At 64.9% G+C, this 25,881-nt stretch carries 29 protein-coding genes and 1 pseudogene; 10 read left to right on the top strand and 20 right to left on the bottom strand.

What is annotated here, in order from left to right; translation table 11 throughout:
- Window positions 1–33: 33 nt before the first annotated feature.
- Window positions 34–1,533 (top strand): MFS transporter, encoded by a 1,500-nt coding sequence (locus BUB39_RS08615; protein WP_084527025.1) that lies wholly within the window; start codon window positions 34–36, stop codon window positions 1,531–1,533.
- 47 nt (window positions 1,534–1,580) lie between these two features.
- On the opposite strand, the gene BUB39_RS08610 is transcribed toward BUB39_RS08615, so the two are convergent.
- Complete coding sequence (locus tag BUB39_RS08610; protein ID WP_073052492.1) at window positions 1,581–2,468, bottom strand: alpha/beta fold hydrolase; 888 nt, start codon at window positions 2,466–2,468, stop codon at window positions 1,581–1,583.
- Window positions 2,469–2,599: 131 nt separating this feature from the next.
- Between BUB39_RS08610 and BUB39_RS08605 the strand changes: the two genes are divergently transcribed.
- Both BUB39_RS08605 and BUB39_RS08600 read left to right on the top strand, forming a co-directional pair.
- A complete protein-coding gene (locus BUB39_RS08605; protein WP_210187045.1) occupies window positions 2,600–3,073 on the top strand; it encodes a MarR family winged helix-turn-helix transcriptional regulator in 474 nt (157 codons plus the stop codon).
- Window positions 3,070–3,606: a GNAT family N-acetyltransferase gene (locus BUB39_RS08600; protein ID WP_084527023.1), complete on the top strand. Its 537-nt coding sequence runs from the start codon at window positions 3,070–3,072 to the stop codon at window positions 3,604–3,606. The genes BUB39_RS08605 and BUB39_RS08600 overlap by 4 nt, the downstream gene beginning before the upstream one ends.
- A gap of 76 nt (window positions 3,607–3,682) precedes the next feature.
- Here the strand turns inward: BUB39_RS08600 and ilvC are convergent, their stop codons facing one another.
- From ilvC to BUB39_RS25740, 4 genes are all read right to left on the bottom strand, one after another.
- Window positions 3,683–4,702 carry a ketol-acid reductoisomerase gene (ilvC, locus tag BUB39_RS08595; protein WP_073052490.1) on the bottom strand — a complete coding sequence of 340 codons (1,020 nt, stop codon included), beginning with the start codon at window positions 4,700–4,702 and terminating at the stop codon, window positions 3,683–3,685.
- Between the two features lie 14 nt (window positions 4,703–4,716).
- Window positions 4,717–5,409: a TetR/AcrR family transcriptional regulator C-terminal domain-containing protein gene (locus tag BUB39_RS08590; protein ID WP_073052489.1), complete on the bottom strand. Its 693-nt coding sequence runs from the start codon at window positions 5,407–5,409 to the stop codon at window positions 4,717–4,719.
- A 317-nt stretch (window positions 5,410–5,726) separates the two neighbouring features.
- Window positions 5,727–6,206 (bottom strand): cupin domain-containing protein, encoded by a 480-nt coding sequence (locus tag BUB39_RS08585; RefSeq protein ID WP_073052488.1) that lies wholly within the window; start codon window positions 6,204–6,206, stop codon window positions 5,727–5,729.
- 59 nt (window positions 6,207–6,265) lie between these two features.
- Window positions 6,266–6,415: a hypothetical protein gene (locus BUB39_RS25740; RefSeq protein WP_244540181.1), complete on the bottom strand. Its 150-nt coding sequence runs from the start codon at window positions 6,413–6,415 to the stop codon at window positions 6,266–6,268.
- Between BUB39_RS25740 and BUB39_RS25735 the strand changes: the two genes are divergently transcribed.
- Window positions 6,353–6,733, top strand: a complete 381-nt coding sequence (locus tag BUB39_RS25735; protein WP_280174645.1) for a MarR family winged helix-turn-helix transcriptional regulator — start codon at window positions 6,353–6,355, stop codon at window positions 6,731–6,733. The two genes, BUB39_RS25740 and BUB39_RS25735, sit on opposite strands and share 63 nt — an antisense overlap.
- Window positions 6,734–6,822: 89 nt before the next feature.
- Here BUB39_RS25735 and ilvN read toward each other — a convergent pair whose 3' ends face one another.
- Both ilvN and BUB39_RS08570 read right to left on the bottom strand, forming a co-directional pair.
- Window positions 6,823–7,374 (bottom strand): acetolactate synthase small subunit, encoded by a 552-nt coding sequence (gene ilvN / locus BUB39_RS08575; protein ID WP_073052486.1) that lies wholly within the window; start codon window positions 7,372–7,374, stop codon window positions 6,823–6,825.
- Window positions 7,375–7,403: 29 nt separating this feature from the next.
- The gene (locus BUB39_RS08570; protein WP_073052485.1) at window positions 7,404–9,170 is read right to left on the bottom strand and encodes an acetolactate synthase 3 large subunit; all 1,767 of its coding nucleotides are present in this window, start codon (window positions 9,168–9,170) and stop codon (window positions 7,404–7,406) included.
- Window positions 9,171–9,613: 443 nt separating this feature from the next.
- Here BUB39_RS08570 and BUB39_RS08565 point away from each other — a divergent pair, with 443 nt between their 5' ends.
- On the top strand, window positions 9,614–10,363 hold the full coding sequence (locus tag BUB39_RS08565; RefSeq protein WP_073052484.1) for an SDR family oxidoreductase: 750 nt from the start codon (window positions 9,614–9,616) through the stop codon (window positions 10,361–10,363).
- 37 nt (window positions 10,364–10,400) lie between these two features.
- Here the strand turns inward: BUB39_RS08565 and miaA are convergent, their stop codons facing one another.
- Window positions 10,401–11,336: a tRNA (adenosine(37)-N6)-dimethylallyltransferase MiaA gene (gene miaA, locus BUB39_RS08560; protein WP_244540179.1), complete on the bottom strand. Its 936-nt coding sequence runs from the start codon at window positions 11,334–11,336 to the stop codon at window positions 10,401–10,403.
- Here miaA and serB point away from each other — a divergent pair.
- The 4 genes and pseudogenes from serB to BUB39_RS08545 all read left to right on the top strand — a co-directional run bounded on the left by serB (window position 11,335) and on the right by BUB39_RS08545 (window position 13,524).
- Complete coding sequence (gene serB, locus BUB39_RS08555; RefSeq protein ID WP_073052483.1) at window positions 11,335–12,234, top strand: phosphoserine phosphatase SerB; 900 nt, start codon at window positions 11,335–11,337, stop codon at window positions 12,232–12,234. The two genes, miaA and serB, sit on opposite strands and share 2 nt — an antisense overlap.
- Before the next feature lie 11 nt (window positions 12,235–12,245).
- Window positions 12,246–12,791 (top strand): GNAT family N-acetyltransferase, encoded by a 546-nt coding sequence (locus BUB39_RS08550; protein ID WP_073052482.1) that lies wholly within the window; start codon window positions 12,246–12,248, stop codon window positions 12,789–12,791.
- A 23-nt stretch (window positions 12,792–12,814) separates the two neighbouring features.
- Window positions 12,815–12,949, top strand: a pseudogene (locus tag BUB39_RS25730) (phosphoserine phosphatase SerB); the annotation flags it as partial.
- A 17-nt stretch (window positions 12,950–12,966) separates the two neighbouring features.
- Window positions 12,967–13,524, top strand: coding sequence for a GNAT family N-acetyltransferase (locus BUB39_RS08545; protein WP_139251383.1), 558 nt, complete (start codon window positions 12,967–12,969; stop codon window positions 13,522–13,524).
- Here BUB39_RS08545 and solA read toward each other — a convergent pair.
- The 12 genes from solA to BUB39_RS08485 all read right to left on the bottom strand — a co-directional run bounded on the left by solA (window position 13,499) and on the right by BUB39_RS08485 (window position 25,000).
- A complete protein-coding gene (gene solA / locus BUB39_RS08540; protein ID WP_073052480.1) occupies window positions 13,499–14,629 on the bottom strand; it encodes an N-methyl-L-tryptophan oxidase in 1,131 nt (376 codons plus the stop codon). The genes BUB39_RS08545 and solA overlap by 26 nt on opposite strands.
- Window positions 14,630–14,639: 10 nt before the next feature.
- Complete coding sequence (locus tag BUB39_RS08535; protein WP_139251382.1) at window positions 14,640–16,184, bottom strand: DegQ family serine endoprotease; 1,545 nt, start codon at window positions 16,182–16,184, stop codon at window positions 14,640–14,642.
- A 71-nt stretch (window positions 16,185–16,255) separates the two neighbouring features.
- The gene (locus BUB39_RS08530) at window positions 16,256–16,441 is read right to left on the bottom strand and encodes a DUF2065 domain-containing protein (RefSeq protein WP_073052478.1); all 186 of its coding nucleotides are present in this window, start codon (window positions 16,439–16,441) and stop codon (window positions 16,256–16,258) included.
- 19 nt (window positions 16,442–16,460) lie between these two features.
- Window positions 16,461–17,405 carry a protease modulator HflC gene (hflC, locus tag BUB39_RS08525; protein ID WP_073052477.1) on the bottom strand — a complete coding sequence of 315 codons (945 nt, stop codon included), beginning with the start codon at window positions 17,403–17,405 and terminating at the stop codon, window positions 16,461–16,463.
- The gene (gene hflK, locus BUB39_RS08520; protein ID WP_073052476.1) at window positions 17,402–18,535 is read right to left on the bottom strand and encodes an FtsH protease activity modulator HflK; all 1,134 of its coding nucleotides are present in this window, start codon (window positions 18,533–18,535) and stop codon (window positions 17,402–17,404) included. Before hflK ends, hflC begins: the two co-directional genes overlap by 4 nt.
- A gap of 144 nt (window positions 18,536–18,679) precedes the next feature.
- Window positions 18,680–19,204 (bottom strand): dihydrofolate reductase, encoded by a 525-nt coding sequence (locus BUB39_RS08515; protein ID WP_073052885.1) that lies wholly within the window; start codon window positions 19,202–19,204, stop codon window positions 18,680–18,682.
- A 55-nt stretch (window positions 19,205–19,259) separates the two neighbouring features.
- Window positions 19,260–19,772 carry a TIGR00645 family protein gene (locus tag BUB39_RS08510; RefSeq protein ID WP_073052475.1) on the bottom strand — a complete coding sequence of 171 codons (513 nt, stop codon included), beginning with the start codon at window positions 19,770–19,772 and terminating at the stop codon, window positions 19,260–19,262.
- 144 nt (window positions 19,773–19,916) lie between these two features.
- A complete protein-coding gene (locus BUB39_RS08505) occupies window positions 19,917–21,263 on the bottom strand; it encodes an APC family permease (RefSeq protein WP_073052474.1) in 1,347 nt (448 codons plus the stop codon).
- Between the two features lie 107 nt (window positions 21,264–21,370).
- Window positions 21,371–21,853 carry a GNAT family N-acetyltransferase gene (locus BUB39_RS08500; protein WP_073052473.1) on the bottom strand — a complete coding sequence of 161 codons (483 nt, stop codon included), beginning with the start codon at window positions 21,851–21,853 and terminating at the stop codon, window positions 21,371–21,373.
- Window positions 21,850–22,875, bottom strand: coding sequence for a DUF4424 domain-containing protein (locus BUB39_RS08495; protein ID WP_073052472.1), 1,026 nt, complete (start codon window positions 22,873–22,875; stop codon window positions 21,850–21,852). The genes BUB39_RS08500 and BUB39_RS08495 overlap by 4 nt, the downstream gene beginning before the upstream one ends.
- 22 nt (window positions 22,876–22,897) lie before the next feature.
- On the bottom strand, window positions 22,898–23,692 hold the full coding sequence (locus BUB39_RS08490) for a thymidylate synthase (RefSeq protein ID WP_073052471.1): 795 nt from the start codon (window positions 23,690–23,692) through the stop codon (window positions 22,898–22,900).
- A 102-nt stretch (window positions 23,693–23,794) separates the two neighbouring features.
- Window positions 23,795–25,000, bottom strand: a complete 1,206-nt coding sequence (locus BUB39_RS08485; protein WP_073052470.1) for a multidrug effflux MFS transporter — start codon at window positions 24,998–25,000, stop codon at window positions 23,795–23,797.
- Between BUB39_RS08485 and BUB39_RS08480 the strand changes: the two genes are divergently transcribed.
- A complete protein-coding gene (locus tag BUB39_RS08480) occupies window positions 24,933–25,880 on the top strand; it encodes a TetR/AcrR family transcriptional regulator (protein WP_342168775.1) in 948 nt (315 codons plus the stop codon). The two genes, BUB39_RS08485 and BUB39_RS08480, sit on opposite strands and share 68 nt — an antisense overlap.
- Window position 25,881 lies beyond the last annotated feature (1 nt).

Here is a 25,881-nt window from a genome sequence, read left to right as displayed (position 1 = left end):
GGTCGGCCCTGACCAACGGCCCTGGGCGATATCATGCAAGACACGACCTCTCGACGCACTGCCGAACGGCTCTCCCCCGAGGGCGCGGCCGACGGAGATCCGCCGCGCGCGGCAACCTCCGAAAGTCTGTTTTCAGGCGCCAACGGCATCTATGCGGCAGCACTGACGGGCGGCGTGGTGCTGCATGCCATCAACATCTTCCTGACGGCGACCGTCATGCCGTCCGTCGTCACCGATATTGGCGGCCTCGACGTCTATGCCTGGGCGACGACGCTTTTCGTGGTCGCCTCGATCCTAGCGGCCGCCATGACCGCCAAGCTCCTGCGCGGCCTCGGACCGCGCGGCGCCTATCTCGTTGCGGCCCTCTTCTTCGGCAGCGGTACGTTGATCTCCGCCCTCGCGCCGAGCATGCCCGTCATGCTTGTCGGGCGGAGCATCCAGGGGATCGGCGGTGGCTTCCTTTATGCGCTCGCTTATGCGGTCACGCGCATCGTGCTGCCCCAGCCCCTTTGGGGCCGCGCGATCGGGCTCATCTCGGCAACCTTCGGCGTCGCCACGCTGATCGGTCCGGCGATCGGTGGCGTTTTCGCCGAATATGGTGCCTGGCGCGCGGCGTTCTGGTCGCTGCTGCCGTTCGTTGCGCTCTTCTCACTACTGGCCGCGACAAAGCTCCCGGGCAAGAGCGCGACGAGCGGCGAGACCGCGCCGATTGCCTGGCTGCAGCTCATCCTTCTCGCCGCGGCCGTTCTGGTCGTCTCGGCGAGCAGCCTCTCGACAGACCGGCTGCTGAACATCGCAGGCCTTGCGGTCGCGATCCTCCTGACGGCGCTGATTGGACGGGCGGAACGTGGCGCGGGCGCCCGTTTGCTGCCGAAGGGATCGTTCAGCCTCTCCTCCCCGCTGGGCGTCGTCTATCTGACCATCGCGCTATTGATGATGGCCATGCAGCCGGACATCTTCGTGCCCTATCTGCTGCAAACGCTGCATGGGCAGTCGCCGGTTCTTGCCGGCTACTTCGCGGCCCTGATGGCGCTTGGCTGGACGGCGGGAACGGCATCCAGCGTGCGCCTTCGCCGCGGGGATGGCGGGCGCCTCATCCTCGCCGGTCTGCTGCTCGTCCTTGTTGGCATCGTCCTTTTCGGCGTGTTCATGCCGGTCAAAAGTGACGGCGCCCTGCTCATCGTGACGCCGGTCGGCGTAGCCCTTTTCCTGATGGGATTCGGCATCGGCATGGCCTGGCCCTGCCTCGTGACCCGCGTCTACCAATATGCGCCGGAGGCCGAACAGGATGTCGCATCGGGTGGCATGACAACCGTGCAGCTCTTCGCAGGCGCGCTCGGCGCGGCGACAGGCGGCATGATTGCCAACCTCGCCGGTTTCGCCGATCCCGGTGGGGCGGTCGGAGCGACAAGCGCCGCCTTCTGGCTCGCCGCAGGCTCGGCCGTGGCGCCAGCGCTCGCGATCATTCTAGTGCTTCGCATCGCCCATCTGGCTGCCGGCAAGGCGAACCGTGCGGAGGCACCTGCCACGTAGCATTCAGGCCGCTGCGCGGCAGGTCGCGCATTGATTTCGCGTTACGATCAACGCTCGTCGATCCGCGTCGTGAATGCGAGGATGGCGTCAGCCACGGCGCGCGGCGCTTCAAGCGCTGCGTAGTGGCCGACGCCATCGAGCATCACCGAGGCGATCGGTGGCGCAGCGACCTGCGCCATCGTCTCCGCCGTGAAGGCGCCGCCGCCCGCACCGATCGCCAGCACCGGGGCCGTCAGGCGGCCGCTGCCGGCGATGGACTGGATTTCGTTCCCTTCCCGCAACATTGATCGATAGAGGCCGGCGGCGCCGCGCCACCCGCCGGGGCGGGCGTAGCTGCGAAGGAACTCACTGATGTCAGTGTCAGTGACCGCCGTCGGTGTCGCGCTCATCGAGGCGAACGCAAAATCCCGCAGGAAGGCACGTTCATGGCCGGTCAGCAGCATCTCCGCGATGCCGGGCGCCGCGAGAATGCCGATATGCCAGCTGCCGCCACGCGTGACATCCGCCAGCGCTTCGAGCCCGAAGCCGGGCAACCCCATCTCGATCGCGGTCAGGCTAGCGACCTCCCCAGGGTGCGTCGCCGCCAGACGAAACACGGTTGCGCCACTGATGTCCTGCCCGGTCACATGCATCGGACCGACATCGAGATGGGTGATCAGGCGATGCAGATCCTCGGCCGCGGTGAGACTGTCATAGGCTCCGGGCCCATTGCTGGAATCGCCGAACCCCCTGAGATCAACGGCAAACACGCGGTGCCGCCTTGCAAGCAGGGGAATCAGCTTGTGAAACGTCCACCACGTTTCGGGAAAACCGTGCACCAGCAGGATCCCCGTCCCCGACTCGCCGGCGGACACGAAATGCAGATGCCCATCGTCCAACGGAAGGCGGTGATGGCGGATGCCAGGCAAGGTGGCCCCGATCGGTGCGACATTCATTCTGCGGCTCCTTTAGACAACTAGGTTGTCGATAAGGAGCTCTTATAGACAACCGGGTTGTCGATGTCGAGCATTTCGACAACCTAATTGTCTTTCATGGTTGCCCGCGGTAGTTTCGAACCATGTCCAGAATGGGTGCCGACCTCGCGCTGCTGCTTCTCGGCGGCTTCCGTGCGCTTGCGGATGCGGCGACGGCCGAACTCGCCCGCCGAGGCCATGTCGATTTCCGCCCGAGCCATGACTTCGCCATGCGTGCCATCGCGGCCGGAGCGAGCAACGCGTCGGACCTCGCCCGCCGGCTTTCGGTATCCAAACAGGCCGCGGCAAAGACGATCGCCTTGCTGCAGGAGCGCGGCTATGTCGCGCGGGCGGACGATCCCCACGACGCGCGGCGCAAACTGCTTGAGGTCACCCCGCTCGGGCGCTCAGTGCTTCGCGAGGGCGAGGCTATCTTCGACGAGCTGCGGAGCCGCTGGGAACGACAGATCGGGGCGGGCGAGCTCACGCGGCTCGAAACCAGCCTGACGACCCTGCTGGGACCTTCTGCCCTGCGGCCGGACGAATCCGGCTGGATCACGCACGAATTGGATGAACCTTCCTCATGAAGAAGCCCGATACAGCGCCGGCTGAAGCTGGCCAGCATCAAGGACGGACAACGCTCGCTGCGTTCCAGATCGCGCCCGCCATCGACGGCGCCGATCTTGCGGATGTCGCGCGGCTCTTCGCGGCCTATGTGGCTTCACTCGGCGTCGATCTGACCTATCAGGATTTCGCCGGCGAGTTGGCCCGCCTCCCCGGCCAGTATGGCCCGCCTGATGGAGCGTTGCTCATCGCCCGCGACGCGGACGGATTGGCGATCGGCTGCGTGGCGTTGCGGCCGTTCGCGCCTGAAGTTGTCGAGATGAAGCGGATGTATGTCGCGCCGGAGGGCCGCGGACTGGGGCTCGGCCGCGGACTGCTACAAGCGGTTCTCAGGGAGGCCCGCAGACTTGGCGCGCGCGAGATCCTGCTGGACACGCTACCGGAACTTTCCGCCGCGATCGCGCTCTATCGCTCGGCCGGATTCACGGAAATCCCGCCCTATTATGCGACGCCGATCGAGCGGACGATCTTCTTCCGCCTGACGCTCGGCGGCTGACGGCGTCCGAGCAGCGTATCAAAAGCCTGAAGGCGGCCGCGCGCACCGATCGGAGCGCGCGGCCACGTATTGAAGCTTAGTTGCGGGCCTTGTCGACCAGCTTGTTCTTGGCAATCCACGGCATCATGCCGCGCAGCTGCTCGCCGACAGCCTCGATCTGATGGCTGTCATTGTTGCGGCGGATCGCCTTGAAGCGGGCGGCACCAGCCTTGTATTCCTGCATCCAGTCGGACGTGAACTTGCCGGTCTGGATGTCGGAGAGAACGCGCTTCATCTCGGCCTTGGTCTCGGACGTGATGATGCGCGGGCCGGTGACATACTCGCCCCACTCGGCGGTGTTCGAGATCGAGTAGTTCATGTTCGCGATGCCGCCCTCATAGATGAGGTCGACGATCAGCTTCACTTCATGCAGGCACTCGAAATAGGCCATCTCGGGGGCATAGCCCGCCTCGACCAGCGTCTCGAAGCCGGCGCGGATCAGCTCGACCAGACCGCCGCAGAGCACGACCTGCTCGCCGAACAGATCGGTCTCGCATTCTTCGCGGAAGGTCGTCTCGATGATGCCCGAACGGCCTCCGCCGACGCCGCAGGCATAGGACAGCGCCAGATCAAGCGCATTGCCCGACGCGTCCTGCGCAACGGCAACGAGGCAGGGCACGCCGCCGCCCTTCTGATATTCGCCGCGGACGGTGTGGCCCGGGCCCTTCGGCGCGATCATGACGACGTCGACGGTCTTCTTCGGCTCGATGAGCGCGAAGTGGACATTGAGGCCATGCGCGAAGGCAATCGCGGCGCCGTCACGGATGTTCGGGGCGATCTCGGCCTTGTAGATGTCGGCCTGGAGCTCGTCCGGGGTCGCCATCATCATCAGGTCGGCCCACTTGGCCGCCTCGGCAACCGACATGACCTTGAAGCCATCAGCTTCGGCCTTCAGCGCCGTGGTCGAGCCCGGACGCAGCGCGACTGCGAGTTCCTTGGCGCCGGAGTCCTTGAGGTTCAGCGCATGGGCGCGGCCCTGGCTGCCATAGCCGATGATCGCCACCTTCTTCGACTTGATGAGGTTAAGATCGGCATCGCGATCGTAATAGACGCGCATGATGGGTGTCCTTTCTATCCCGTCCGTTCGTTTCCCGCGCCAGCCTTCTTTGAGGCCGGTCCGGTAGTTTCTTCCGCGCCGTAAAGGCGGAGGAACTGGTCAATCGCCTCTTCCGCGCGCGCGGAAGGCGACCATTCATCGAGGCTGTCGCCGAGCAGCAGGCGCACATGCATGTCGCGCACGACGAGCCCATAGAGCGTGCGATAGGCCTCGCGCGTATCGTCGAACGACAGCAGCCCGGCATCGCGGCCGGCATCCAGCAGCGCCGAAAGTCGCGTCTCGATGGGACGGCGGCCATGCTCGAGCACGAGGTGCCCGAGATCGGCCGCGTCGCGCCGCGCCTGCCCGATGGCAAGGCGGTTGAGCGCGACCGAAACTTCCCCCGCCAGCACGCGCAGCAGATTGGCCGCGATGCCGATGAGCTGGGCGCGGAGCGCCGGCAGGCCCGCCTCGCCGATCGGCCGCGGCTCAGCCCGCACTTTCGACGATTGAAACGTGATCATCGCGGCGAGCAACCCGTCGCGGTCGCCGAACCACTTGTAGAGGCTCTCCTTGGAGCAATTGGCCGCGCGGGCAACACTCGCTGTCGTCAAGGCCCGCTCGCCGCCCTCGACAAGCAGCGCCAGCGCGCTCTCCAGCACGGCGTTCTGCCGCGCCGAATAAGCCTCGCCCGTGAAATGAGAACGCCGGACGGCCGTCTCGGTCATTTCTGTTTCCATGCCGTCGTCAAGCGATCTGCCTCTATGGTCCCGCCCAAGACAGGCTCATTGTTGCGGCGGCCGCGCCGCTGACGCGGCACGCGAACGTCCCGACAGCCAACAAAAACGATGTCACAATGTTACGTACCGTACCGTACGGTTCCACTCGATACAGCACAGGTCCCTCCCCGTCAAGCCAAGCGTGGCCTGAGCAGCAAGCTCGGGACGTTATAACCAGCGACGTGTCGCGGTGGCGATCGATGCGAGCCGGCCGCAGCGCAGCGTGCTGAGCGCGGGCATCGCAAGACGATCAAAGACGCTCCGCCTCAAAGCGTTGGCGGGGCGGCCGGCGTCAGTCCATGCCTCCGCATGATCTCCATCATCCTGGCGCGGTCGGGTGGCCCGCCGGCAGCGTCGCTGATGACGGCGAAGGCCTCTCGGAAATAGGCCGGACCAATTGCCGCCGGCGTGATGACGCAAAGGACTCTGGCGTCCTCCGTGCCTTTATTGTCGAACCTGTGAATGGCGCCGCGGGGAATGCAAACAAGCTCACCCGGGCCGACGGTGACGACCTCTCCGTCGATGGTCAAGCTGAGGACGCCCTCAAGGCCATAGATCGACTCTTCATAGTGACCGTGGCTATGAGCCGGCACCGGCAGCCCCCCTGCATGCGGCACCATGAGTTCGAAGGAGGCGATGCTGCCGTTGGAGTCCTCGCCCGTAAGGAGGAAGCGAATGGTCAGCCCCTTCGTGGCGATGATCTCATCGGCGGGATTGATCCGACGATGAGCGTCGAGTGCTGGCATTTGAGACATCTCCCTTGTAAACTCCATTTACCTAACTGGTAAACGCCATTTACCGAGAGTCAATAGCCTTGCCGCCCCACAATGACGACGCCATGAATGCGCATGATCCCTTGATCGGTGCCCTCCTGCGAGCGCCCGCGCACGCGATCCACCGACGTGTCATCGGCGAACTCAATGCTGCAGGATTCAAGGAACTGCGTCTGCCGCATGTTCCGGTACTGCAATTTCCAGGACCGGACGGCGTTCGGCCAGCCGTGCTCGCCGAGCGCACCGGCATGAGCAAGCAGGCCATCAACCAATTGCTGCGAAGCCTCGAAACGACAGGCTACATCACACGGTCGGATGTCGAGGGTGATGGCAGCGCGCGCGTGATCCGCTTTACGAAACGCGGCCACGCGGCGTTCCGGCGCATCGTCGAGATCCAGCGCGAGATCGAGCGGGATTGGCGCGCCGAACTGGGCGCCGCGGACTTCGCGACGCTCAAATCGCTGCTGCTGCGGGCTTGGGGCAACCCAAGGCTGAGCTGATCGGGGCACTAGACCGCGCGCGCCGATTCCGGCGATCGCCGAACGCGGGCTGGTAGCCCAATCCTAAGGCAATGATCAGCAGTTGGCCCTTAGGTCGCCTCAGGCCCGCGCGCGATAGCGGCGACGCCGGTACGCGAGACCTCGACAAGACCGAGCGGCTGCATCAGCACGATGAACTGATCGAGCTTGTCGGTCTTGCCGGTTAGCTCGAACACGAAGCTCTCGGTGGTCGCGTCGATGACGCGGGCGCGGAACGCATCGGCGAGGCGCAGCGCCTCGCTGCGATGCTCGCCCGAGCCGCGCACCTTGATCAGCATCAGCTCGCGCTCGATCGCGGTCGCCTCGACCGACAGGTCGATGACCCGGTGCACCGGCACGAGCCGTCCTAGCTGCGCCTTGATCTGTTCGATGACGGCGGGCGAGCCACGCGTGACGATGGTGATCCGCGAGCGATGCTTCAGATGCTCTGTTTCGGAGACCGTCAGGCTCTCGATATTATAGCCCCGCCCCGAGAACAGCCCGATGACGCGCGCCAGCACGCCGGGCTCGTTGTCGACCAGGATCGACAGCGTATGCTGCTCGACGACGTCCTTGCCTTCCTTGATCGCATAGACCGATCCGGGCTGCATATTCTTCTCCATTCGTTCCCGAGGGGTGGCGGTGAAGACGCTCAGACGAGCGCCTTCCCCTCCTCGTCGATAGCGGTGGCGATGGCCTCGTCCGTGGCGTCTTCCGAAAGCAGCATCTCGTTATGCGCCTTGCCCGACGGGATCATCGGGAAGCAATTGGCGAGATTGGCGACGCGGCAATCGAACAGCACCGGCTTGTCGGTGGCCAGCATCTCATCGATCGCGCCATCGAGATCGGAAACCTTCTCGGCGCGGATGCCGACGCCGCCATAGGCTTCGGCGAGCTTCACGAAGTCCGGCAGCGCATCGGTATAGGAATGCGAGAGACGGTTGCCATGCAGCAGCTGCTGCCACTGGCGCACCATGCCCATATACTGATTGTTCAGGATGAAGACCTTGACCGGCAGCTCATGCTGGATCGCCGTCGACAGCTCCTGGATGTTCATCAGGATCGAGGCATCGCCGGCGATGTCGATGACCAGCGCATCGCGATGCGCCGCCTGAACGCCGATCGCCGCCGGCAGGCCATAGCCCATCGTGCCGAGACCGCCCGAGGTCATCCAGCGGTTCGGCTCCTCGAAGCCGAAATACTGCGCCGCCCACATCTGGTGCTGACCGACCTCGGTCGTGATGTAGGTGTCGCGGCCGCGCGTCTTCTTGTAGAGCGTCTCGATCGCATATTGCGGCATGATCGTCTGGCCGCTCTGGCGATAGCCGAGGCTCTTGCGCGCCCGCCAGCGGTCGATCTCGCCCCACCAGGTCTTCAGCGCCGGCGCGTCGATTGAATGCTTGCCCTCGCGCCAGAGGCGGACCATCTCCTCCAGCACATTGCCGACATCGCCGATGATGCCGATATCGACGCGGACATTCTTGTTGACCGACGACGGATCGATATCGATCTGGATCTTCTTCGAGCCTGGCGAGAAGGCGTCGAGCCGGCCGGTGATGCGATCGTCGAAGCGCGCGCCGACGGCGATCATGACATCGCAGTCATGCATCGCATTGTTGGCTTCGAACGTGCCGTGCATGCCGAGCATGCCGAGCCACTGCTTGTCGGAGGCGGGATAGGCGCCGAGGCCCATCAGCGTCGAGGTGATCGGGATGCCCGAGAGGCGGACGAATTCGCGCAGCAGGCGCGATGCCTCGGGGCCGGAATTCACGACGCCGCCGCCGGTATAGAAGATCGGCTTCTTCGCCTTGGCGATCATCTCGACCGCCGCGCGGATCGCACTTTGATCGCCGCGGACCTGCGGGTGATAGGTCTTGTGCTCGACGCGGGCCGGCCCCTCATAGGTGCCGGTCGCGAACTGGACATCCTTCGGGATGTCGACGACGACGGGACCGGGACGGCCCGAGCGCGCGACATAGAACGCCTCGTGCAAGATACGGCCGAGATCGTTGACGTCCTTGACCAGCCAGTTGTGCTTGGTGCAGGGCCGGGTGATGCCGACCGTATCGGCCTCCTGGAAGGCGTCCGAGCCGATCAGATGCGTCGCGACCTGGCCTGTGATGCAGACCATCGGGATCGAATCCATCAGCGCATCGGTGAGCGGCGTCACCATATTGGTCGCGCCGGGACCGGACGTGACCAAGGCGACGCCGACCTTGCCGGTCGAGCGTGCATAGCCCTCGGCCGCATGGCCGGCGCCAGCCTCATGGCGGACCAGGATGTGCTGGATCTTGTCCTGCTGGAACAGTTCGTCATAGATCGGGAGAACGGCGCCGCCCGGATAGCCGAAAAGATGTTCGACGCCCTGGTCGATCAAAGCCTGGACGACCATCTCCGCGCCCGTCATCTGCCGTGTCATCGCTTCGCTCCGTAACCGGACCGGCTCCGCCGCATCCGTGTGTTCGTCTCAAGTCATCAGGGCAATAAAAAAGGCCCCTGAAGGGGGCCTGCATACGCGCACTACCAAACGTGACGGCTATGAGGCCATCAGGCAGTGCGCACCCTAAGTACTACGATCGTGCTGACGCGGATCATGTCCGGCCGTCTCCATTTCGATTGGAGGAGCTGTTTACGCTTGATGGCGAGAGGCGTCAAGGGGTGACGCGGAAGAATGTTGCGCAGAAGACCCTGTAAAGTTTACGGAAATTGTTGGGCGCGCCGCCAGCACTGCGCGCAGTGCAATTCTTCGGCTGACACGTGCCATCCATGTACATCTCTGGCGGATTGAATAACAGTATCGCTTCCGGTTGAACAACTCTGCCTGGTTGCAGCATTCGCATTTCTTCCATCCAAGGAGTTCCCATGAATAGGCTCTCTGGCAAGACAGCGTTGATCACAGGCGGTACCAGCGGCATCGGACTGGTCACGGCGCAGCGATTCATTGAAGAAGGCGCGCGCGTCGCTGTCACAGGCAGTAGTCATAAGGGGATCGATGCCGCCCGCGCTACGCTTGGCGAAGACGTCATCATCATCCAATCCGACGCGGGCAACGTCGCCGACCAAGGTGAACTCGCACGCCAGCTCGGGGACGCCTTTGGCACGCTCGATATTGCGTTCCTGAACGCGGGTGTCGCCGATCTCCGGCCCATCGAAGCTTGGGACGAAGCAGGCTTTGACCGCAGCTTGGCCGTAGACTTGAAGGGCCCCTATTTCCTTGTCCAGGCGTTGCTGCCGATCCTGGCTAATCCGGCTTCGATTGTTCTGTCCGGATCGATCAATGCACATCTCGGCATGCCGACGACGAGCATCTACGCTGCCGCCAAGGCGGGCATGGTTTCGCTGGCCCGCACCCTCTCCGGCGAATTGATTGGCCGCGGCGTCAGGGTCAATGTCGTCAGCCCCGGCCCGATCGATACGCCGCTCAACAACAAGCTCGGTCTCGACGAGGCTGCGAGCAAGGAGCGCGCGAAGGCTGTCGTCGCCATGGTGCCATCGGGACGCTTCGGAACTCCGCTGGAGGTCGCGAACGCAGTGCTATTCCTCGCCTCCGACGAAGCTCGCTTCGTCGTCGGCAGCGAACTGATCATCGATGGCGGACTCAGCATCCTCTAGCGGTCGCCATAAATCTTCGTTCTGATACAGCCGAGGACTATGACGAGACCCTCTGCCAGTCCCCCATCTGGTTCCTGAACCACGTCCCCTGCCGCTTGGCGTAGCGGCGGGTCTGCATCTTGGCCTCGTCGATCGCGGCGTCCAGCGTCGCATGGCCGGCGAGATAGCCGCCGAACTCCTTGACGCCGATTGCCTTCATGGCAGGGAGGTTCGGGTCGAGGCCGAGGGCGATGAGCCCTCGGGCTTCCTCGATAGCGCCTTCGCTCACCATCAGGTCGAAGCGGCGGTTGATCCGCTCATAAAGCGTGGCGCGGTCGGGCTCGATGACGATGCGAAGCGCCTCATCAGGCGCGATCAGCGGTGGCAGGCCTTCCTCTAACTGGAAGGCGGCGAGCGGACGGCCGGTCGCCTCCACGACCTCAAGCGCGCGGAGCACGCGCGTGCGATCGTTCGGCGAGAGGCGCGCCGCGCCCTCAGGATCAAGCGCCGCGAGCCGCGCATGCAGCGCTGGGACGCCCGCCTCGTTCGCGGCCTCGTCGAGCGCCTGCCGCAGCGCCTCGGGGATCGGCGGCACCGCCGACAGCCCTTCGGTCAGCGCCTTGAAATAGAGCCCGGTGCCGCCGACGATGATCGGCAGCCGCCCTTCCCGCTCGGTGGCCGCGATCGCCGCGGCAACATCCGTGCGCCAGCGCGCGACCGTATAGCGCTCGGCCGCCGGCACATGGCCGTAAAGCAGGTGCGGCGCGCGGGCGGTCTCCTCCGGACGTGGACGGGCCGAGAGCACGCTGAGCTCGGCATAGACCTGCATCGAATCGGCGTTGATGACGGTCCCGTCATGCTGTTCGGCAAGGCGCAGCGCGAGCGCCGACTTGCCGCTCGCCGTCGGCCCCGCTATCAGGACGGCGCGCGGCTTTCGCCCGTTTTCCAGGAGCCGGATGGTCCCGGCCGCCTCAACGACACCAAGGTCTTGCATGAACGCTTCTGCCGCTTCCGCCCCGCTGGTCGCCACGTTCATAGCACGGCCCGATGCCGGGTCAGCCCTTGCCGCCGTGCTCGCCGACGCCGCCGCGCTTCCGGGCGCGGGCGCGCCGGATTGGCTTTCGCCCGGCGAGGCGGTCGACCTTCCCTTCGCGCCCAGCAGCGACACAGCGTCGATCGAGGCCATGATCGGTGATCGGCCCGTCGATGTCGTGGTGCAGAAGGCGAGCGAACGGCGCAAACGCCTTCTCGTCGCCGACATGGATTCGACCATGATCGGCCAGGAATGCATCGACGAACTCGCCGACATGGCCGGGCTGAAGCCCTTCGTCGCGGCGATCACCGAACGCGCGATGCGCGGCGAGATCGCCTTCGAGCCGGCTTTGCGCGAGCGCGTCGCGCTTTTGAAGGGGCTGCCGCTTTCCGTCATCGACGAGGTGCTGGCAAGCCGCATCCGCCTGACACCGGGCGGGCCGGAGCTGGTGCGCACCATGCGCGCCCATGGCGGTTATGCGGCGCTGGTCTCGGGGGGCTTCACATTGTTCACCGGCCCGGTCGCCGCCATGATCGGCTTCGACGAGAACCGCGCCAACCAGCTCGAACATGAGAGCGGCGTGCTCTCCGGCACGGTCACCGAGCCGATTCTCGGCCAGGAAGCAAAGCTCTCGGCGCTGATGGACCTTTCCCGGCGGCTGAAGCTCGAGCGCCACGAGACGCTGGCGATCGGCGATGGCGCCAATGACCTCTCGATGATCCGCGCCGCTGGCCTCGGCGTCGCTTTCCGCGCCAAGCCGAAGGTCGCCGCCGAGGCGGACGCCCGCATCAACCACACCGACCTGACTGCCCTCCTCTTCGCGCAGGGCTATCGCCGGCAGGACTTTGCCAAAGCTTAGGAGTTCGTACCGTGAGAGCCGAGACGGAACGCCTGATCCTGCGTCCCTGGGAGGATCGCGACCTCGATCCCTTCGCCGCGCTCAATTCCGATCCCGAAGTGATGCGCTTCTTTCCGGCGATGCGGACCCGCGAAGAGACGGCCGCTTTGATGGATTATACGCGCGCCATGCTGAGCGAGAGTGGCATGAGTTTTCTCGCCGTAGAGGAGAAAGCGTCAGGCGATTTAGTCGGCATGGTCGGCCTTGCGCCGGTGAAGCCGCCAATGCCCTGCGCGCCCACGGTCGAGATCGGCTGGCGGCTGGCCAAGCATCATTGGGGCAAGGGCTATGCCTCGGAAGCCGCCAAAGCCTGGCTCGCCTATGGTTTCGGCACAATGGCGCTGCCCGAGATCGTCGCCTTCACCTATGTCGGCAACGAGCCCTCGCGTTGCGTGATGCAGCGGCTCGGCATGACGCGCGACACAGTCGACGATTTCGAGCATCCGAACATCGTCGAGGGCCATACGCTCCGCCCGCATGTGCTCTACCGGATCAAGGCCGCGGCGTTCGCACGCTGAGGCTTCGACCGCAGGCACCTGAGCTTCGCACCCGTGGGCTCGGCGTCGCCTTCCACGCCAAGCCGAAAGTCGCGGCCGAGGCCAATGCCCGTATCAACCATACGGATCTGACCGCGTTCCTGTTCGCGCAGGGCTATCGTCGGCAGGACTTTGACTAAGCCTGGGAGTTCGCATCGTGAGAGCCGAGACGAAACGCCTGATCCTGCGCCCCTGGGAGGATCGTGACCTCGATCCGTTCTTTGCGCTGAATTCCGACCCCGACGTCATGCGCTTCTTCCCGGCGCCGTTCACGCGCGACGAAACCGCCGCCTATATGGCCCGCGTGGCCAGCTTTGCCGAGACCGGCTTCGGTTTCCAGGCCGTCGAGGAAAAGGCGAGCGGCGATCTCGTTGGCGTCGTCGGCATGGCGCCCGTCAAGCCCGAGATGCCATCAGCGCCGGCCGTCGAGATCGGCTGGCGGCTGGCAAAACATCATTGGGGCAAGGGGTATGCTTCCGAGGCAGCCAATGGCTGGCTCGTCTATGGCTTCGAGACGATGGCGCTGCCCGAGATCCTCGCCTTCACCTTTGTCGGCAACCAGCCCTCTCGCCGCGTCATGGAGCGGCTCGGCATGACGCGCGATCCCGCCGACGATTTCGAGCATCCCGGCATCGCGGCCGGACACAAGCTGCGTGCGCATGTGCTGTACCGGCTGAAATCTGACGCCTTCAGGCAGCGAGCCGCGCGAGGCTGAACAGAGAAAGATCGAAGGGCGGCGTCCGGTCGGTCGCGAGATCGGCGAGGATTTCGCCGACGACCGACGCGAATTTGAAGCCGTGCCCCGAACAGGGCGAGGCGACGATCACCTCGGGTGCCCCGCTTGCCCGGTCGATGACGAAATGCTCGTCCTCGGTATTGGTGAAGAGGCAGGCGGCGAGCCGCAGCGTCGGGCCGTCCGCTTCCGGGAAATAGCGGGCGACGGCAGCGCGGAGCAGCGCCTCGTCGGCCTCGGTCGGCTCTCGCGACAGGGCGTCGGCATGGCCGTGCTCGTGCAGATGGTGATAGAGCCCGATCTTGAAGCCCGGAATGCCCCAGCTAGGAAACTGATAGAAGTGTCCCTCCTCGGTGAGGAGGTTCGAAACCGGAAAGCGCGCGGGCGTATAGAGCGCCGGCTGCTTCGGCTGGAACCAGCCAAGCACCTGCCGTTCCGGCACGGCCTTGCCGGCGAGCTCGGGCACGAGGTCTGAAATCCAGCCGCCGGCCGAGACGACCACCCGCCCGGCCTCGTAGCGGCCGCGATCGGTGACGACGGTGACGCGGCCATTGCCCGGCTCGACGGCGATGACCTTTTCACGCGCATGGATCTCGGCGCCGGCGCTGATCGCAAGCGACAGATGCGCGAGAATCGCCCGCTCCGAAGCGACGAAGCCGCCATCGCCCTGATAGACGGCCTCATGACCCGCCGGCAGGCGGTAGCCCGGAAAGCGCGCATTGACGCTGGCCGCATCGAGCAGCGCATGATCGAGCCCATGTTCGGCGCAGGAGGCCAGCGATCCCTCGACGACCCGCGAGCCGGCCGGCCCGGCATCGAGCGAGCCGGTAATGAAGAGCAGCTGCTCACCGGCCAGTTCCTGCGTCTCCCGCCAGAGCGCATAGGCGCGCCGAAGCAGCGGGACATAGGCGGGATGCTCGAAATATGCGAGGCGGATGATGCGGTTGAGCCCGTGCGACGAGCCCATCTGGTGGCCGATGTCGAAGCGCTCGATCCCGAGCACACGCTGGCCGCGCCGCGCAAGCTGCCAGCAGGCCGACGAGCCCATGCCGCCGAGCCCGACCACGATCACGTCATAGACGGCCATTCCGGCGCGCCTATTCGTCGATGGTGATGGTAACGAAACGCAATTCGCCCGCCGCATTGGCAATGAGCAATTGCGCCACCTTGCGGCCGTCCTTTTTCAACGCCGCGATGCGGTCCACCACATCCGCCGGCTTCGAAACGGGCTCCTGCGCGATCTCGACCACCACCTCGCCGGGAAGGATCCCCTTCTCGGCCGCGCTGCTGCCCGCAGTGATACCGGTCACCACGACCCCGGTAACATCCTTGCTGATGGTGTATTGGCTGCGTAACGCATCGGTCAGTTCCGAGAGCGTAAGGCCGAGCGTCGGCGCGGGCGCGTCGAGCGGCTTGTCGGGTTCCGGCGCCGGCACGCCGGGCGCGCCCGGCGCGTCCTTCGCCTCAGCATCGGCGGCCGCCGCGGCTTCTGCCGCCTCGGTCATGCGTCCGACCTTGACCTTCAGCGTCACCTCCGCGCCCTTGCGAACGACGACAACATCGACCACGGCGTCGATCGACGTGTCAGCCACCAGCCGCGGCAGGTCGCGCATCTCGGTGATGGGCTTGCCATTGAAAGAAATGATGACGTCGCCGGGCTCGATCTTGGCCTCGGCCGCCGGTCCCTTTTCGGTGACGCCCGCGACAAGCGCGCCGCGCGCCGGGCCCATCGACAGACTGGAGGCGATCTCGTCCGTCACCTGCTGGATGCGCACACCGATCCAGCCGCGCCGTGTCTCGCCAAATTGGCGCAGCTGGTCCACGACATGCAGCGCCGCGTCGGACGGGATGGCGAAGCCGATGCCGATCGAACCGCCCGAGGGCGAGATGATGGCCGTGTTGATGCCGATGACCTCGCCGTCCATGTTGAACAGCGGTCCGCCGGAATTGCCGCGGTTGATGGCGGCGTCGGTCTGGATGAAATTGTCGTAGGGACCGGAATTGATGTCGCGGTTGCGCGCCGAGACGATGCCGATTGTCACGGTACCGCCGAGGCCGAACGGATTGCCGATCGCCATCACCCAGTCGCCGACACGCATCTTGTCGCTGTCGCCGAACCGCAGCGCCTTGAGTGGCTTCTGCGCGTTCGGCTTCACCTGGAGAACGGCGATGTCCGTCTTCTCGTCCTTACCGAGCAGCGTCGCGGTCAGCTTGGAGCCATCCGAGAAATTGGCGACGATCTCGTCGGCATCCTCGATGACGTGATTGTTGGTGATGATGATGCCGGAGGCATCGACGACGAAGCCGGAGCCGAGCGACTGCACGCGCCGCTTCGGCGGCTCCGCATCGGCCCCGCCCTTGGGCTTCTTGAAGAAGTCGTTGAAGAATTCCTGGAATGGCAAGCCGTCGGGCGTCTGCGGCGCGGGCATGCCGCGGGTGCCCTCGACGGTCTGCGAGGTCGAGATGTTCACGACGGAATCAAGCAGACCTTCGGCGAGATCGGCGACCGAAGCTGGGCCGTTGGCCCGCGCCGGGCCCGCTGCTACGGTCATCCCGACGATCGTGGCGGCGAGGCAGAGACGCGCTAACCCGCCCGCTATGCGCCGCCGAAAAGGCATGGCCGGCTGAGTGGCAACTCGCATCGTCTCGGTCTCCATACGCGCCCCTGGCGATCATAAGGCAATCTAGGGCGCGCAGACGCAAGGCCGAGGGGTCAAAACCGTGCGAGCCAGACGACGCCGACACCGGCCGCGAGCACGAAGAGGCCCATGGCACGGAGCTGGCCGTCAGGAACGGCCAGCCCTTGTTTCATCATCGCCTTCGCGACCATCGGCGCCGCGGCATAAAGGAGCCCCTCGATAACCAGCACGAGGCCGAATGCCGCGACGATGTCGTTCATCGACTACCCGCCTGGCCCGTCAAGGCTGAGCGGGCGTCGGGGCCGCCGCCGGCGCGGGCACAGCAGGTGCCGGAGCAGCGGGTGCGGGAGCCGGGAGGATCGACGGATCGTTCAGATAGCGGAAGAAGGGCATATCCGGCGAGATGACGATGCGGGTGTTTTCGCCCTTCAGCCCATCGATATAGGCCTGCATCGAACGGAAGAAGCCGAAGAAGTCCTTGTCCCGGTTGAACGCATCCGCGAACACGCGGTTCGCCTGAGCATCGCCGTCGCCGCGCAATTCGTCCGCCTGCCGGTTGGCATCGGCGACGATGACCGTCGCCTGGCGATCGGCCTGGGCGCGGATCGTGCGGGCTTCCTGCTCACCGCGTGAGCGGATGTCGGTCGCCTCGCGCTGCCGTTCCGTCTGCATGCGCTGGAACACGGCGGCACTGTTTTCCGCGGGCAAGTCGGCGCGGCGGATGCGAACGTCGATGACGTCGACGCCGAGTTGCCGACCTTCCGCGTTCACCTGCCGCGTGATCGTTTCCATCAGATTGGCGCGACCTTCACGAACGACATTGGCGAAGTCCATCTGGCCGACGGCGCCGCGGATCGCCGAATTGAGAATGACCGAGAGACGAGACTCCGCAACTTCGACAGATCCCGCCGCCTGATAGAACAGCAACGGATTGGTGATCCGGTAGCGTCCGAAGGCGTCGACAACAAGCCGCTTCTGATCGCGCGCGATGACCTCGATCGGCGGTGCATCGATGTCGAGCAACCGCTTGTCGATCATCACGACATTGTCGACCAGCGGAACCTTGGCATAGAGGCCAGGCTCGCTGACGACGCGGACGGGATCGCCGAACCGCAGCACGAGCGCCTGCTGGGTCTGGTCGACCACGAAGAGGCTCGAATAGCCGACGATCGCCAAGATGACCAGGATGACGAGGCCAAGCCCCCCGAAGAAGCCGCCCTTCATGGCTGCGCTCCCTGGTTGGCCGTGCTCGGCTGCGTCGGGGCTCCCGAAAGGGCCGGCAGCGGCAGATACGGCACGACGCCGCCCGTCTTCTGGTCGATGATGACCTTGTCGGTCTTGCCGAGGATCTCGGCCATCGTATCGAGATACATGCGCTCGCGCGTCACTTCAGGCGCCAGCTTGTAGGATTCATAGACTTTCACGAAACGGGCTGCCTGTCCCTGTGCCACGGCAATGGTCTGGTCGCGATAGGCGTTCGCCGCTTCGACCGTCTGCGAGGCCTGGCCGCGGGCGCCGGGAATGACGCGGTTGGCATAGGTCTGCGCCTCGTTGCGCAGACGCTCCTGGTCCTGCGCCGCTGCCTGCACGTCGCGGAAAGCGTCGATGACCTCCGGCGGCGGAGCGACGTTGAGGAGCTGTACCTGCGTGACGGTGATGCCAGCCTTGTACTGATCGAGCTTCTTCTGCATCAGTTCCTGAACTGAATCCTGGACGCTGAGCCGCTGCTCGGTGAGTACGCGCTGGATATCGGAGCGGCCGATCACCTCGCGCATCGCGCTCTCGGCGATGGCGCGGACCGTGCCTTCAGGATTCTGGATGTTGAAGAGGTAGTCGCGGGCGTTGTTGATGACCCAGAACACCGTGAAGTCGATGTCGACGATGTTCTCGTCGCCGGTCAGCATCAGGCTTTCCTGCGGAATATTCCGCCCCGCCGTCGTGCCATCCTGGCTCGAGCCGATCGTGACGCGGTTCACGCGCGTCACCTGCGGCGTGTAGACGGTCTCGATCGGATAAGGCCAACGCAGATTGAGGCCGGGCTTGGCATCGCGTTCGTACTGGCCGAAGCGCAGCACGACGCCCTGCTCATCCGCCTCGACGCGGAACGTAAAGAAGTTATAGCCGATGAAGGCGACGACCAGCGCCGCCGCGATCAATACGAGAACCGGGTTGAAACCACCTCCCGAGCCGCTGCCGCCACGGCCGGGCAGCACGCGCCTCAGCTTGTCCTGGCTGCGGCGAAGGAGTTCCTCGAGATCCGGCGGATTGGGGCCGCTCGAGCGGGGACCTTGTCCCCACGGGCCGCCATTGTTGCTTCCCTTCCATCCGCCGCCCGTCTGGTTGCTCCAGGGCATCTGTGCTCCTTCGTCGATGAATTCAGCGGTCGCGACCAGATGGCCTCGCCGAGCAGACCAATGGAACGTCGACAGGACAATTCCCCGTCGCCGCAGTTCATATGGCTACGCTGCCGCCAGAAGTGGGGTGCAGCGGAAGCCGTGTCAACGAAAAGCCGCCGCGCTGCCGATCCGTTCATAGACCGTGAACCGTGTCGCCACGCTGTCCGCGGGACCGGCCGGCACCGCTTCGGTCGAAACGGCACGCCAAACGGACGGCTCGATGGGCGGGAACGAAACATCGCCAGCAGGCGCCGCTTCGACATGCGTGATGTACAGCCGATCTGCCTGCGGGAGAAAAGCGCGATAGATCTCGCCGCCCCCGATCACCACCGCTTCGACGACATCTGACGCGGCGCCGGCGGCGATCGCGGCCGAAATCGCCGCTTCGAGCGTCGGGACGACGACCGCGCCCTCCGGGCTGAAAGCCGGGTCCCGCGACACGACGATGTTGACGCGATTCGGCAGCGGCCGCCCGATCGAGGCAAAGGTCTTGCGGCCCATGATCACCGGCTTGCCGGTCGTGATCGAGCGGAAGCGTCGGAGATCCGTGGAGAGCTTCCAAGGCATTTCACCATCGGCACCGATGATACCGTTTTCGGCGACGGCGGCGATGATCGACAGCTTCAGCGGCTCGACATCGTGGCCATGAGCCTCGACATCCGGCGTGTCGATGCTGGCCGCATCAAGGCTTGCCATGGGAATCGCCCTTCGCGGAGATGCGGTCCAACACGCCGAGCAGCAGCGCCGAGACAACGAATGTGAGATGCAGGATCACGAACCACATGATCTTGATGTTGTCGTAGCTGCTGGCATTCAGGAAAATCTGCAGGAGATGGATCGAGGAGATCGCGACGATCGACGAGGCGACTTTGATCTTGAGGCTGCCAGCATCGAGCTTGCCAAGCCAGGAGAGTTGGACGTCGGCATTGTCCAGGCGGCTCACATAGTTCTCGTAGCTCGAGACCATCACCATGAGCAGCAGGCTTGCGACCAGCGTGGCGTCGATGAGCCCCAGCATGGCGAGGATCATCTCGCTCTCATCGAGCATGAAGACGCCAGATGCGACCTTGATGAACTTCAGAATGAACGAGAAGGCGTAAATGGCCAGCGCGGCCGCGAGGCCCAAATTGAAGACGACGAGAATCCACCGGCTTCCAAGAATGATGCGTTCGATCAGGGTTTCGATGGATCGCAAGGAGAGCTCCGTTCCGTTGGCTGTCGCGGCGCAATATAGGAAAGCCACACGGCCGCGGCTAGGACGGATCTACACGCCGCCGATGCCGATCTGCGAAGGGCCTCCGCCGCCGCGGGGCGCCGTGTGCGAGCGCGGGTTGGCGGGTTAAGCGACGCTGCGGCCAATGGCGGGGCGCGCGACAAGAAGCGCAGCCCCGATCGCGATCCAGCCGATCACCACATAGGGCCAGAGATTGCCCGGAAAACCTGGAACCGGGTAAACTGAGTTGTAGAGCGGCCAGGCCATCGCGACCGTGCCAAGCCCGCCGAGCACGAGCCACAGCCGGCTGCCACTGCGAAGGGCGTGGATCGCGGCAGCTGCCGTCACGCCGAGATAGGCGACGATCAGCGCGAGGACGCCGATGGTCCCGACGCTATCGTAATAATCCGCCGGCCCGACAAAGGGCGCCCAGGCCAGCAGTCCGGCCAGCATTAGCGTGCTGACAATTCCGACGGACACAGCCGGCGTGCCATAAACGGGATGCACGGTCGCGGCGCGGGCGGACAGTCCCGCCCGGCCGAGCACGAACATCATGCGCGCACTCGCCGACAGCGTGCCGATGACACAGGAAAGCGCGGAGACCGACGTCGCGATGTCGAGCGCCGTTGCCATCCGCAGCGTGCCGAATTTCAGCGCCAGCGTGTTCAACGGCGCCTCGCTCGCCACCAGTGCCTTCACATTGTCGAGCCCGAAGCCAACGATCTGGATGTAGGAGGCGAAGACGAAGAACACGCCCGCCAGCACCACCGAGCCCACCAGAGCAAGCGGAATCGCCCGGCCCGGGCTGCGGGTCTCCTCGGCAAGGGTGGTGGCGGCCTCGAATCCGGCGAAGGACAGAACGGCGAACACGACAGCATAGCCGATGCCCCACCAGCCGATATTTGGGTCCGGCCGGAACGGGGCCGCACTCAACCCTACGGTCCCGCTGACGGCCACCAGAATGCGGATGCCGAGATAGATGATGACCGCGATCGAACAGAGCTCCATGATCAGCATCAGCCGGGAGGCGACGCTCATGTCGCGCCAGGCGAAGATCGTCGCGAGGCCGAGCGCGCCGATGCCGAGCGCCAGCCACCAGCCGCCGATCTGGACGCCGTGATCCGCCAGCGCAGCGCTCAGGAAGTTACCGACCAGTGCAGCGCTTCCCGAGCCGCCTGCGATGTAGAGCAACAGCATGCACCAGCCGGCAATGAAGCCGGCACGCGGACCGAAGGTCTCGCCGATATAGGCATAGCTGGAGCCGGCGCTGGTAATTCGGCTGGAGAAGAAGACGAAGGAGAGGCCGACCACCGCGACGACGACCGTCCCCACCGCAAAGCCGAGCGGCGCTGCCGTTCCGGCGGCCCCGGCCGCCAGCGTGACGTTGAGCGCCATCCCCATGGTCGGCGCCATCACGGAGAGCGACAGCCCGATAGCCTCGATCGCGCCGAGGTTCCGTTTGAGCTTCGCCATCCCCTGCCCTCCGCTGGTGCCGCCGCACCTTTCGGTACGCTAGTTCGGTCCGCAATGGTGGAAATTGACTGGATCGGGTCGCGCCGGGGCGCGCCCCGCCCAAGCGCTCAACCAGCAAGCAGGCGGAGGGCCTCGTTCTCAACGCGGCAGCGCAGCCAACCGTCGACGAGCTTCGCGCCCTGCGCCTCATAGAAGGCGATCGACGGCGCGTTCCAGTCCAGCACTGACCACTCGAACCGCCCAAGCCCCTCAGCGAGGCAGCGGCGCGCGACATGGGCGAGCAATGCCTTGCCGACGCCGAGACCGCGCCGCTCGGAGTTGACGAACAGATCCTCGAGATAGATGCCGTGCCGGCCGCGGAAGGTCGAGAACGTGTAGAACCAGAGCGCGAATCCGACCGGCTCGCCGTCATGTTCGGCGATTTCGCAAAAGACGCGCGGATGGGGCGAGAACAGCGCCGCATCCATGGCGGCGGCATCGGATTCGACCTCATGCGAAAGCCGCTCATAGGCGGCGAGCGCCCGAACGAACTCCATCACGAGCGGGCCATCGCCGGGGCGAGCGGGACGGATGATGAGGCGCTCGTTCATGGGACGCTTTTGTTCTCTGATTGCGAACTCTTGACGCCGCGCAGGATCAGAATCGACAGATCGCGCTCGGGATAGAAGTTGGTCGCCGACATCTCGAAGGTCGTGGGGCCGGTCTTCTTGACCCCCTCGCCGCAGAAGCTGACGAGATTGGCGGGCGCGCCCTTGTCGACGGTCAGGTGAAATTTATCGATCGCCCCCGCCCAGTTGGCCGCGGTGGTGAGGATGTAGTCGATCCGGCTCTCCATGAGATAGTCGTCTTCCGCGCGCCCCTTCGCTGCCTTCGCTGCGGCGGCGAGGAAGGTCGCGTCCATGCAGTATTTCTGGACATAGTGCTTGAACCAGGGCGACGTCTTGTCGTCTGGACGCCCGAACGTGACGCCGGCGGTCATCCCGACGCTCGGCTTGTAGCTGTGCTCGACGACGACCGTCTTCTTGGCCGGGAATGTCTGCTCCCAGTAATATGCCGTCGAGAGCTGCCAGTTGGCGGCCAGATGGTTCTCCCAGCCCTTGCCGGCATCGAATTGATCGGGGATCGCAAGGCCGCGATCGATAAGATCGTCCCACTTCTCCTTCGGCAGCCCATCGAGCGCATCGCGGGTTGCCGTCAACTGCGGGGCGAGCGGAATGCCAAGCGACTGCAGATAAGCGGTCTGGTCGACACCGAGCGCGCTTGCCCGTTGCTGGACTTTCGCCTCGACCGGCTTGCCGTCCACCAGTGTCTTGAAACCGAGGAAATTGACCGGATCATCGACCGGAATCGCGCCCAGGAAGTCGAGACTGCCCTTGATATCCGGCATCGGGAAGGCGACGAGAGTCGTCACGTCCTTGTCCGACACGTTCTGGAATGTGTAGCGGACCCGCACCGCATCCAGCGAGATGAAGAGATCCTCGGAGGTCATCTGAACGGCTTCCGTCGTCACATAGACGAGGCCGCCTGCGCCAAGTTCGGCGGTCGAATCATTGGCCCGCGCGTCCGCCATCGCCAATGCAAGCATCGCCGCCGGCAGTAGAATCCGTCGCATACGCCCCCTCCGCCTCGGCCCATCAGACCGCGATGGGTGCCTTGATGGCCGCATCGGGAGCATAGCCGACAAGCTCGAAGTCCGAATAGCGGAAGTCTTCAAGCCGCGCGATGGTGGGATTGAGCTTCATTGTCGGCAGCGTCTTCGGCGTGCGCTCCAGTTGCTGGCGCGCCTGCTCAAGATGGTTGGAATAAAGATGAGCGTCGCCGAGTGTATGGACGAAATCGCCCGGCTCGAGCCCGGTTACCTGCGCCACCATCATCGTCAACAGGGCGTAGGATGCGATGTTGAACGGCACACCGAGGAAGATGTCGGCCGAGCGCTGGTAGAGCTGGCAGGAGAGCCGGCCATTGGCGACATAGAACTGGAACAGGAGATGACAGGGCGGCAGCGCCATCTCCTCGATCTCGGCGGGGTTCCAGGCCGTGACGATGAGGCGACGGGAATCGGGGGTCTTGTTGATCATCTGGACGACCGCACCGAGCTGGTCGATCACGCGGCCATCGGCGGCCGGCCAGGACCGCCACTGCTTGCCATAGACGGGCCCGAGGTCGCCGTTTTCGTCGGCCCACTCGTCCCAGATCGTGACGCCGTTGTCGTTCAGATATTTGATGTTGGTGTCACCGGCGATGAACCAGAGCAGCTCGTGAATGATCGACCGCAGATGGAGCTTCTTCGTCGTCACCAACGGAAAGCCCTCGGAGAGGTCAAACCGCATCTGGTGGCCGAAGATCGACAGCGTTCCGGTGCCGGTCCGGTCGGTCTTCTCGGCGCCGTCCTTGAGGACCAGTCGCATCAAGTCGTGATATTGGCGCATGGATCGGCCTCGATGAATCGTCTTCCGCGCGGGTATATCTGATCATGGGGCGGATGAGGCAAGCGCGCTACTAAAAGCGTGCTTGCCGACGGCTAATGGCCGCTATTCGGCAGCGGCGTGAACGGCGAGGTTCGAGCGCGCGGGAGTGAGGTAGGTCAGCACCAGCGCGACGACCGAGGCGCCGGCGATGCCGGCCAGCATCGGAACCGCGGTCCCGTCAAGAAAGAGACCGACAACTGCCATCACCACGATGCCGGCGCCGAACTGCAGCGTCCCCATCAGGGCCGAGGCCGTACCGGCGATCGCGCCGTGATCATCGAGCGCCAGCACCGCCGAGGACGGCACGACGAGGCCGAGGAACCCGAATGCGATGAACAGCATCACCATCATCACGGGCAGGCTGTCGACGCCCGAAAGGAACAGCAGGAACACCGCCACCATCGGCACGGCATAGCCGATCACAGCATAGCGCATCAGCCGCTGCAGGCCGAACTTGCGCGCCAGAACGCCATTCAACTGCGCGACGCCGAAGAACGAGACGGCGTTCACGGAGAAGGCGAGGCTGTATTGCATCGGCGTCAGACCATAATGGTCGATCAGCACGAAGGACGAATTGGCGAGATAGGCGAAGAAGCTGGAAATGCCGAAGGCGCCAAGAAACACGAGCCCCAGGAAGCGGCGGTCGCGCAGCAGCAGCCAATAGGCCGACATGGCGCTGCCGAAGCTGCTTTCGCGCCGTTCGGCCTCTGGCCGGGTCTCGGGCAAGGCCAACCAGAGCAGGACGAGCCCAAGCACGGCCGCGATCGTCACGAACCAGAACACCGCTCGCCAGGTTCCGAGCGCGATCACGCCGCTGCCGGCGAGCGGCGCCAGGATCGGCGAGATGCTGAAGACAAGCATCAGCATCGACATGAGCTTCGCCGCCTCGGGGCCGGTATGCAGGTCGCGCACCACGGCGCGCGGCACGACAGTTCCGGCACAGGCGCCGAGTCCTTGGACGAAGCGGAACGCAATCAGCACGCCGATCGAAGGCGCCAATGCGCAGCCGATGCTGCCCACGATGAAGAGGCACAGGCCGAAATAGAGCGGCGCCTTGCGGCCGAGCATGTCGGAGACGGGACCATAGACAAGCTGCCCGACGCCAAGCGCCACGAAGAAGGCCATCAAGCTCGCCTGCACTGCGCTGGTGCCGACACCGAGATCGGCACCGATGGACGGCAGCGCCGGCAGATACATGTCGATGGCGAACGGGCCGATCGCGCTGAGCAGGCCGAGCACGACCGCGAAGCGGAGCAGAGACGACTTCATGGCCGGAGCCCCTTGGAAACGGCCCGCGCGGCGGATGCCAGCGGAAGATGGATGGAAATACGCAAAAGCCGGTCGGGGCACTGCGAACACGCGCCACTTCTGGACCGGAGCACAATGTTTTTGGACAGTATTGTCCAACCGGTCAACCCCTCTTATGCTGCAGTGCATGAAGGCATCGGACACTGTGACGATGAAGGCACGCCGCGCCCACTTATCCGAGGACGCTGCGGCCGACATCGAATGCGCCACGACCGCCCAGCCGCTCTATGGCCACTGTGCAAAGCGGCAATCGATCGTCGGGGCGGCGGAGGAGGCATTTGCCGCCGACGGTTTCGCCGGGGCCAGCATCGATGCCATCGCGCTTGCGGCCGGTGTGGCGCGCCAGACAGTCTACAATCACTATCGTGACAAGGAGACGTTGTTCGCCGCGGTGGTTGCCGAAATGGCGGAACGCGCGAACGCAGGTTTCTATCGCACGCTGGCGAGCTTCCCGGATCAGCCAGACAATCTCGCCGCAGCCCTCTCTGCCTTTGCAGAGCGCCTCATCCGGAACTGCCTTTGCAACCGAGACTGCGACGTGCTGCGGCGCCTCGTCGAGCGCGAGGGCGAACGCCATCCTGCGCTCTTTGCCGCCTGGCGGAACGAAGGTCCGGATCGCTTCGCGGCACTCATTGGCGATCGCTTGAAGGGCCTGGCGGGCGAGGGGCGTCTCGATCTCGACGCTCCAGAACGCGCCGCCCGGCAGTTCATCGCCCTGATCCACGCCGATATCCGAGGTGCGGCGTCGCTGGGCGAGATGCCTGGGGATGCCGAGATCGCCAGCGCGGCCGCCCACGGGGTCGCCACCTTCCTGCGAGCCTTCGGCACCGGAAGAGGCTGAC

This window comes from Kaistia soli DSM 19436 (assembly GCF_900129325.1).
GTDB lineage: Bacteria > Pseudomonadota > Alphaproteobacteria > Rhizobiales > Kaistiaceae > Kaistia > Kaistia soli.
Note: the sequence above shows the minus strand (reverse complement) of the source record. Positions and strands in the feature narration are given on the sequence as shown.

Bases quoted from the DNA above. Each gene is read 5' to 3' on its own strand.
- BUB39_RS08485 (WP_073052470.1), bottom strand. From the start codon at position 25,000: ATGAAGTCGTCTCTGCTCCGCTTCGCGGTCGTGCTCGGCCTGCTCAGC.
- BUB39_RS08535 (WP_139251382.1), bottom strand. From the start codon at position 16,184: ATGCGAGTTGCCACTCAGCCGGCCATGCCTTTTCGGCGGCGCATAGCG.
- miaA (WP_244540179.1), bottom strand. From the start codon at position 11,336: ATGCAAGACCTTGGTGTCGTTGAGGCGGCCGGGACCATCCGGCTCCTG.
- BUB39_RS08490 (WP_073052471.1), bottom strand. From the start codon at position 23,692: ATGCGCCAATATCACGACTTGATGCGACTGGTCCTCAAGGACGGCGCC.
- solA (WP_073052480.1), bottom strand. From the start codon at position 14,629: ATGGCCGTCTATGACGTGATCGTGGTCGGGCTCGGCGGCATGGGCTCG.
- BUB39_RS08500 (WP_073052473.1), bottom strand. From the start codon at position 21,853: ATGAACGAGCGCCTCATCATCCGTCCCGCTCGCCCCGGCGATGGCCCG.
- BUB39_RS08590 (WP_073052489.1), bottom strand. From the start codon at position 5,409: ATGACCGAGACGGCCGTCCGGCGTTCTCATTTCACGGGCGAGGCTTAT.
- BUB39_RS08615 (WP_084527025.1), top strand. From the start codon at position 34: ATGCAAGACACGACCTCTCGACGCACTGCCGAACGGCTCTCCCCCGAG.
- BUB39_RS08495 (WP_073052472.1), bottom strand. From the start codon at position 22,875: ATGCGACGGATTCTACTGCCGGCGGCGATGCTTGCATTGGCGATGGCG.
- BUB39_RS08565 (WP_073052484.1), top strand. From the start codon at position 9,614: ATGAATAGGCTCTCTGGCAAGACAGCGTTGATCACAGGCGGTACCAGC.
- ilvC (WP_073052490.1), bottom strand. From the start codon at position 4,702: ATGCGCGTCTATTACGATCGCGATGCCGATCTTAACCTCATCAAGTCG.
- ilvN (WP_073052486.1), bottom strand. From the start codon at position 7,374: ATGGAGAAGAATATGCAGCCCGGATCGGTCTATGCGATCAAGGAAGGC.
- BUB39_RS25740 (WP_244540181.1), bottom strand. From the start codon at position 6,415: ATGCGGCAGACGCAGTTCCTTGAATCCTGCAGCATTGAGTTCGCCGAT.
- BUB39_RS08585 (WP_073052488.1), bottom strand. From the start codon at position 6,206: ATGCCAGCACTCGACGCTCATCGTCGGATCAATCCCGCCGATGAGATC.
- hflC (WP_073052477.1), bottom strand. From the start codon at position 17,405: ATGAAGGGCGGCTTCTTCGGGGGGCTTGGCCTCGTCATCCTGGTCATC.
- serB (WP_073052483.1), top strand. From the start codon at position 11,335: ATGAACGCTTCTGCCGCTTCCGCCCCGCTGGTCGCCACGTTCATAGCA.
- hflK (WP_073052476.1), bottom strand. From the start codon at position 18,535: ATGCCCTGGAGCAACCAGACGGGCGGCGGATGGAAGGGAAGCAACAAT.
- BUB39_RS08480 (WP_342168775.1), top strand. From the start codon at position 24,933: ATGGCGAACGGGCCGATCGCGCTGAGCAGGCCGAGCACGACCGCGAAG.
- BUB39_RS08530 (WP_073052478.1), bottom strand. From the start codon at position 16,441: ATGAACGACATCGTCGCGGCATTCGGCCTCGTGCTGGTTATCGAGGGG.
- BUB39_RS08505 (WP_073052474.1), bottom strand. From the start codon at position 21,263: ATGGCGAAGCTCAAACGGAACCTCGGCGCGATCGAGGCTATCGGGCTG.
- BUB39_RS08610 (WP_073052492.1), bottom strand. From the start codon at position 2,468: ATGAATGTCGCACCGATCGGGGCCACCTTGCCTGGCATCCGCCATCAC.
- BUB39_RS08605 (WP_210187045.1), top strand. From the start codon at position 2,600: ATGGGTGCCGACCTCGCGCTGCTGCTTCTCGGCGGCTTCCGTGCGCTT.
- BUB39_RS08600 (WP_084527023.1), top strand. From the start codon at position 3,070: ATGAAGAAGCCCGATACAGCGCCGGCTGAAGCTGGCCAGCATCAAGGA.
- BUB39_RS08570 (WP_073052485.1), bottom strand. From the start codon at position 9,170: ATGACACGGCAGATGACGGGCGCGGAGATGGTCGTCCAGGCTTTGATC.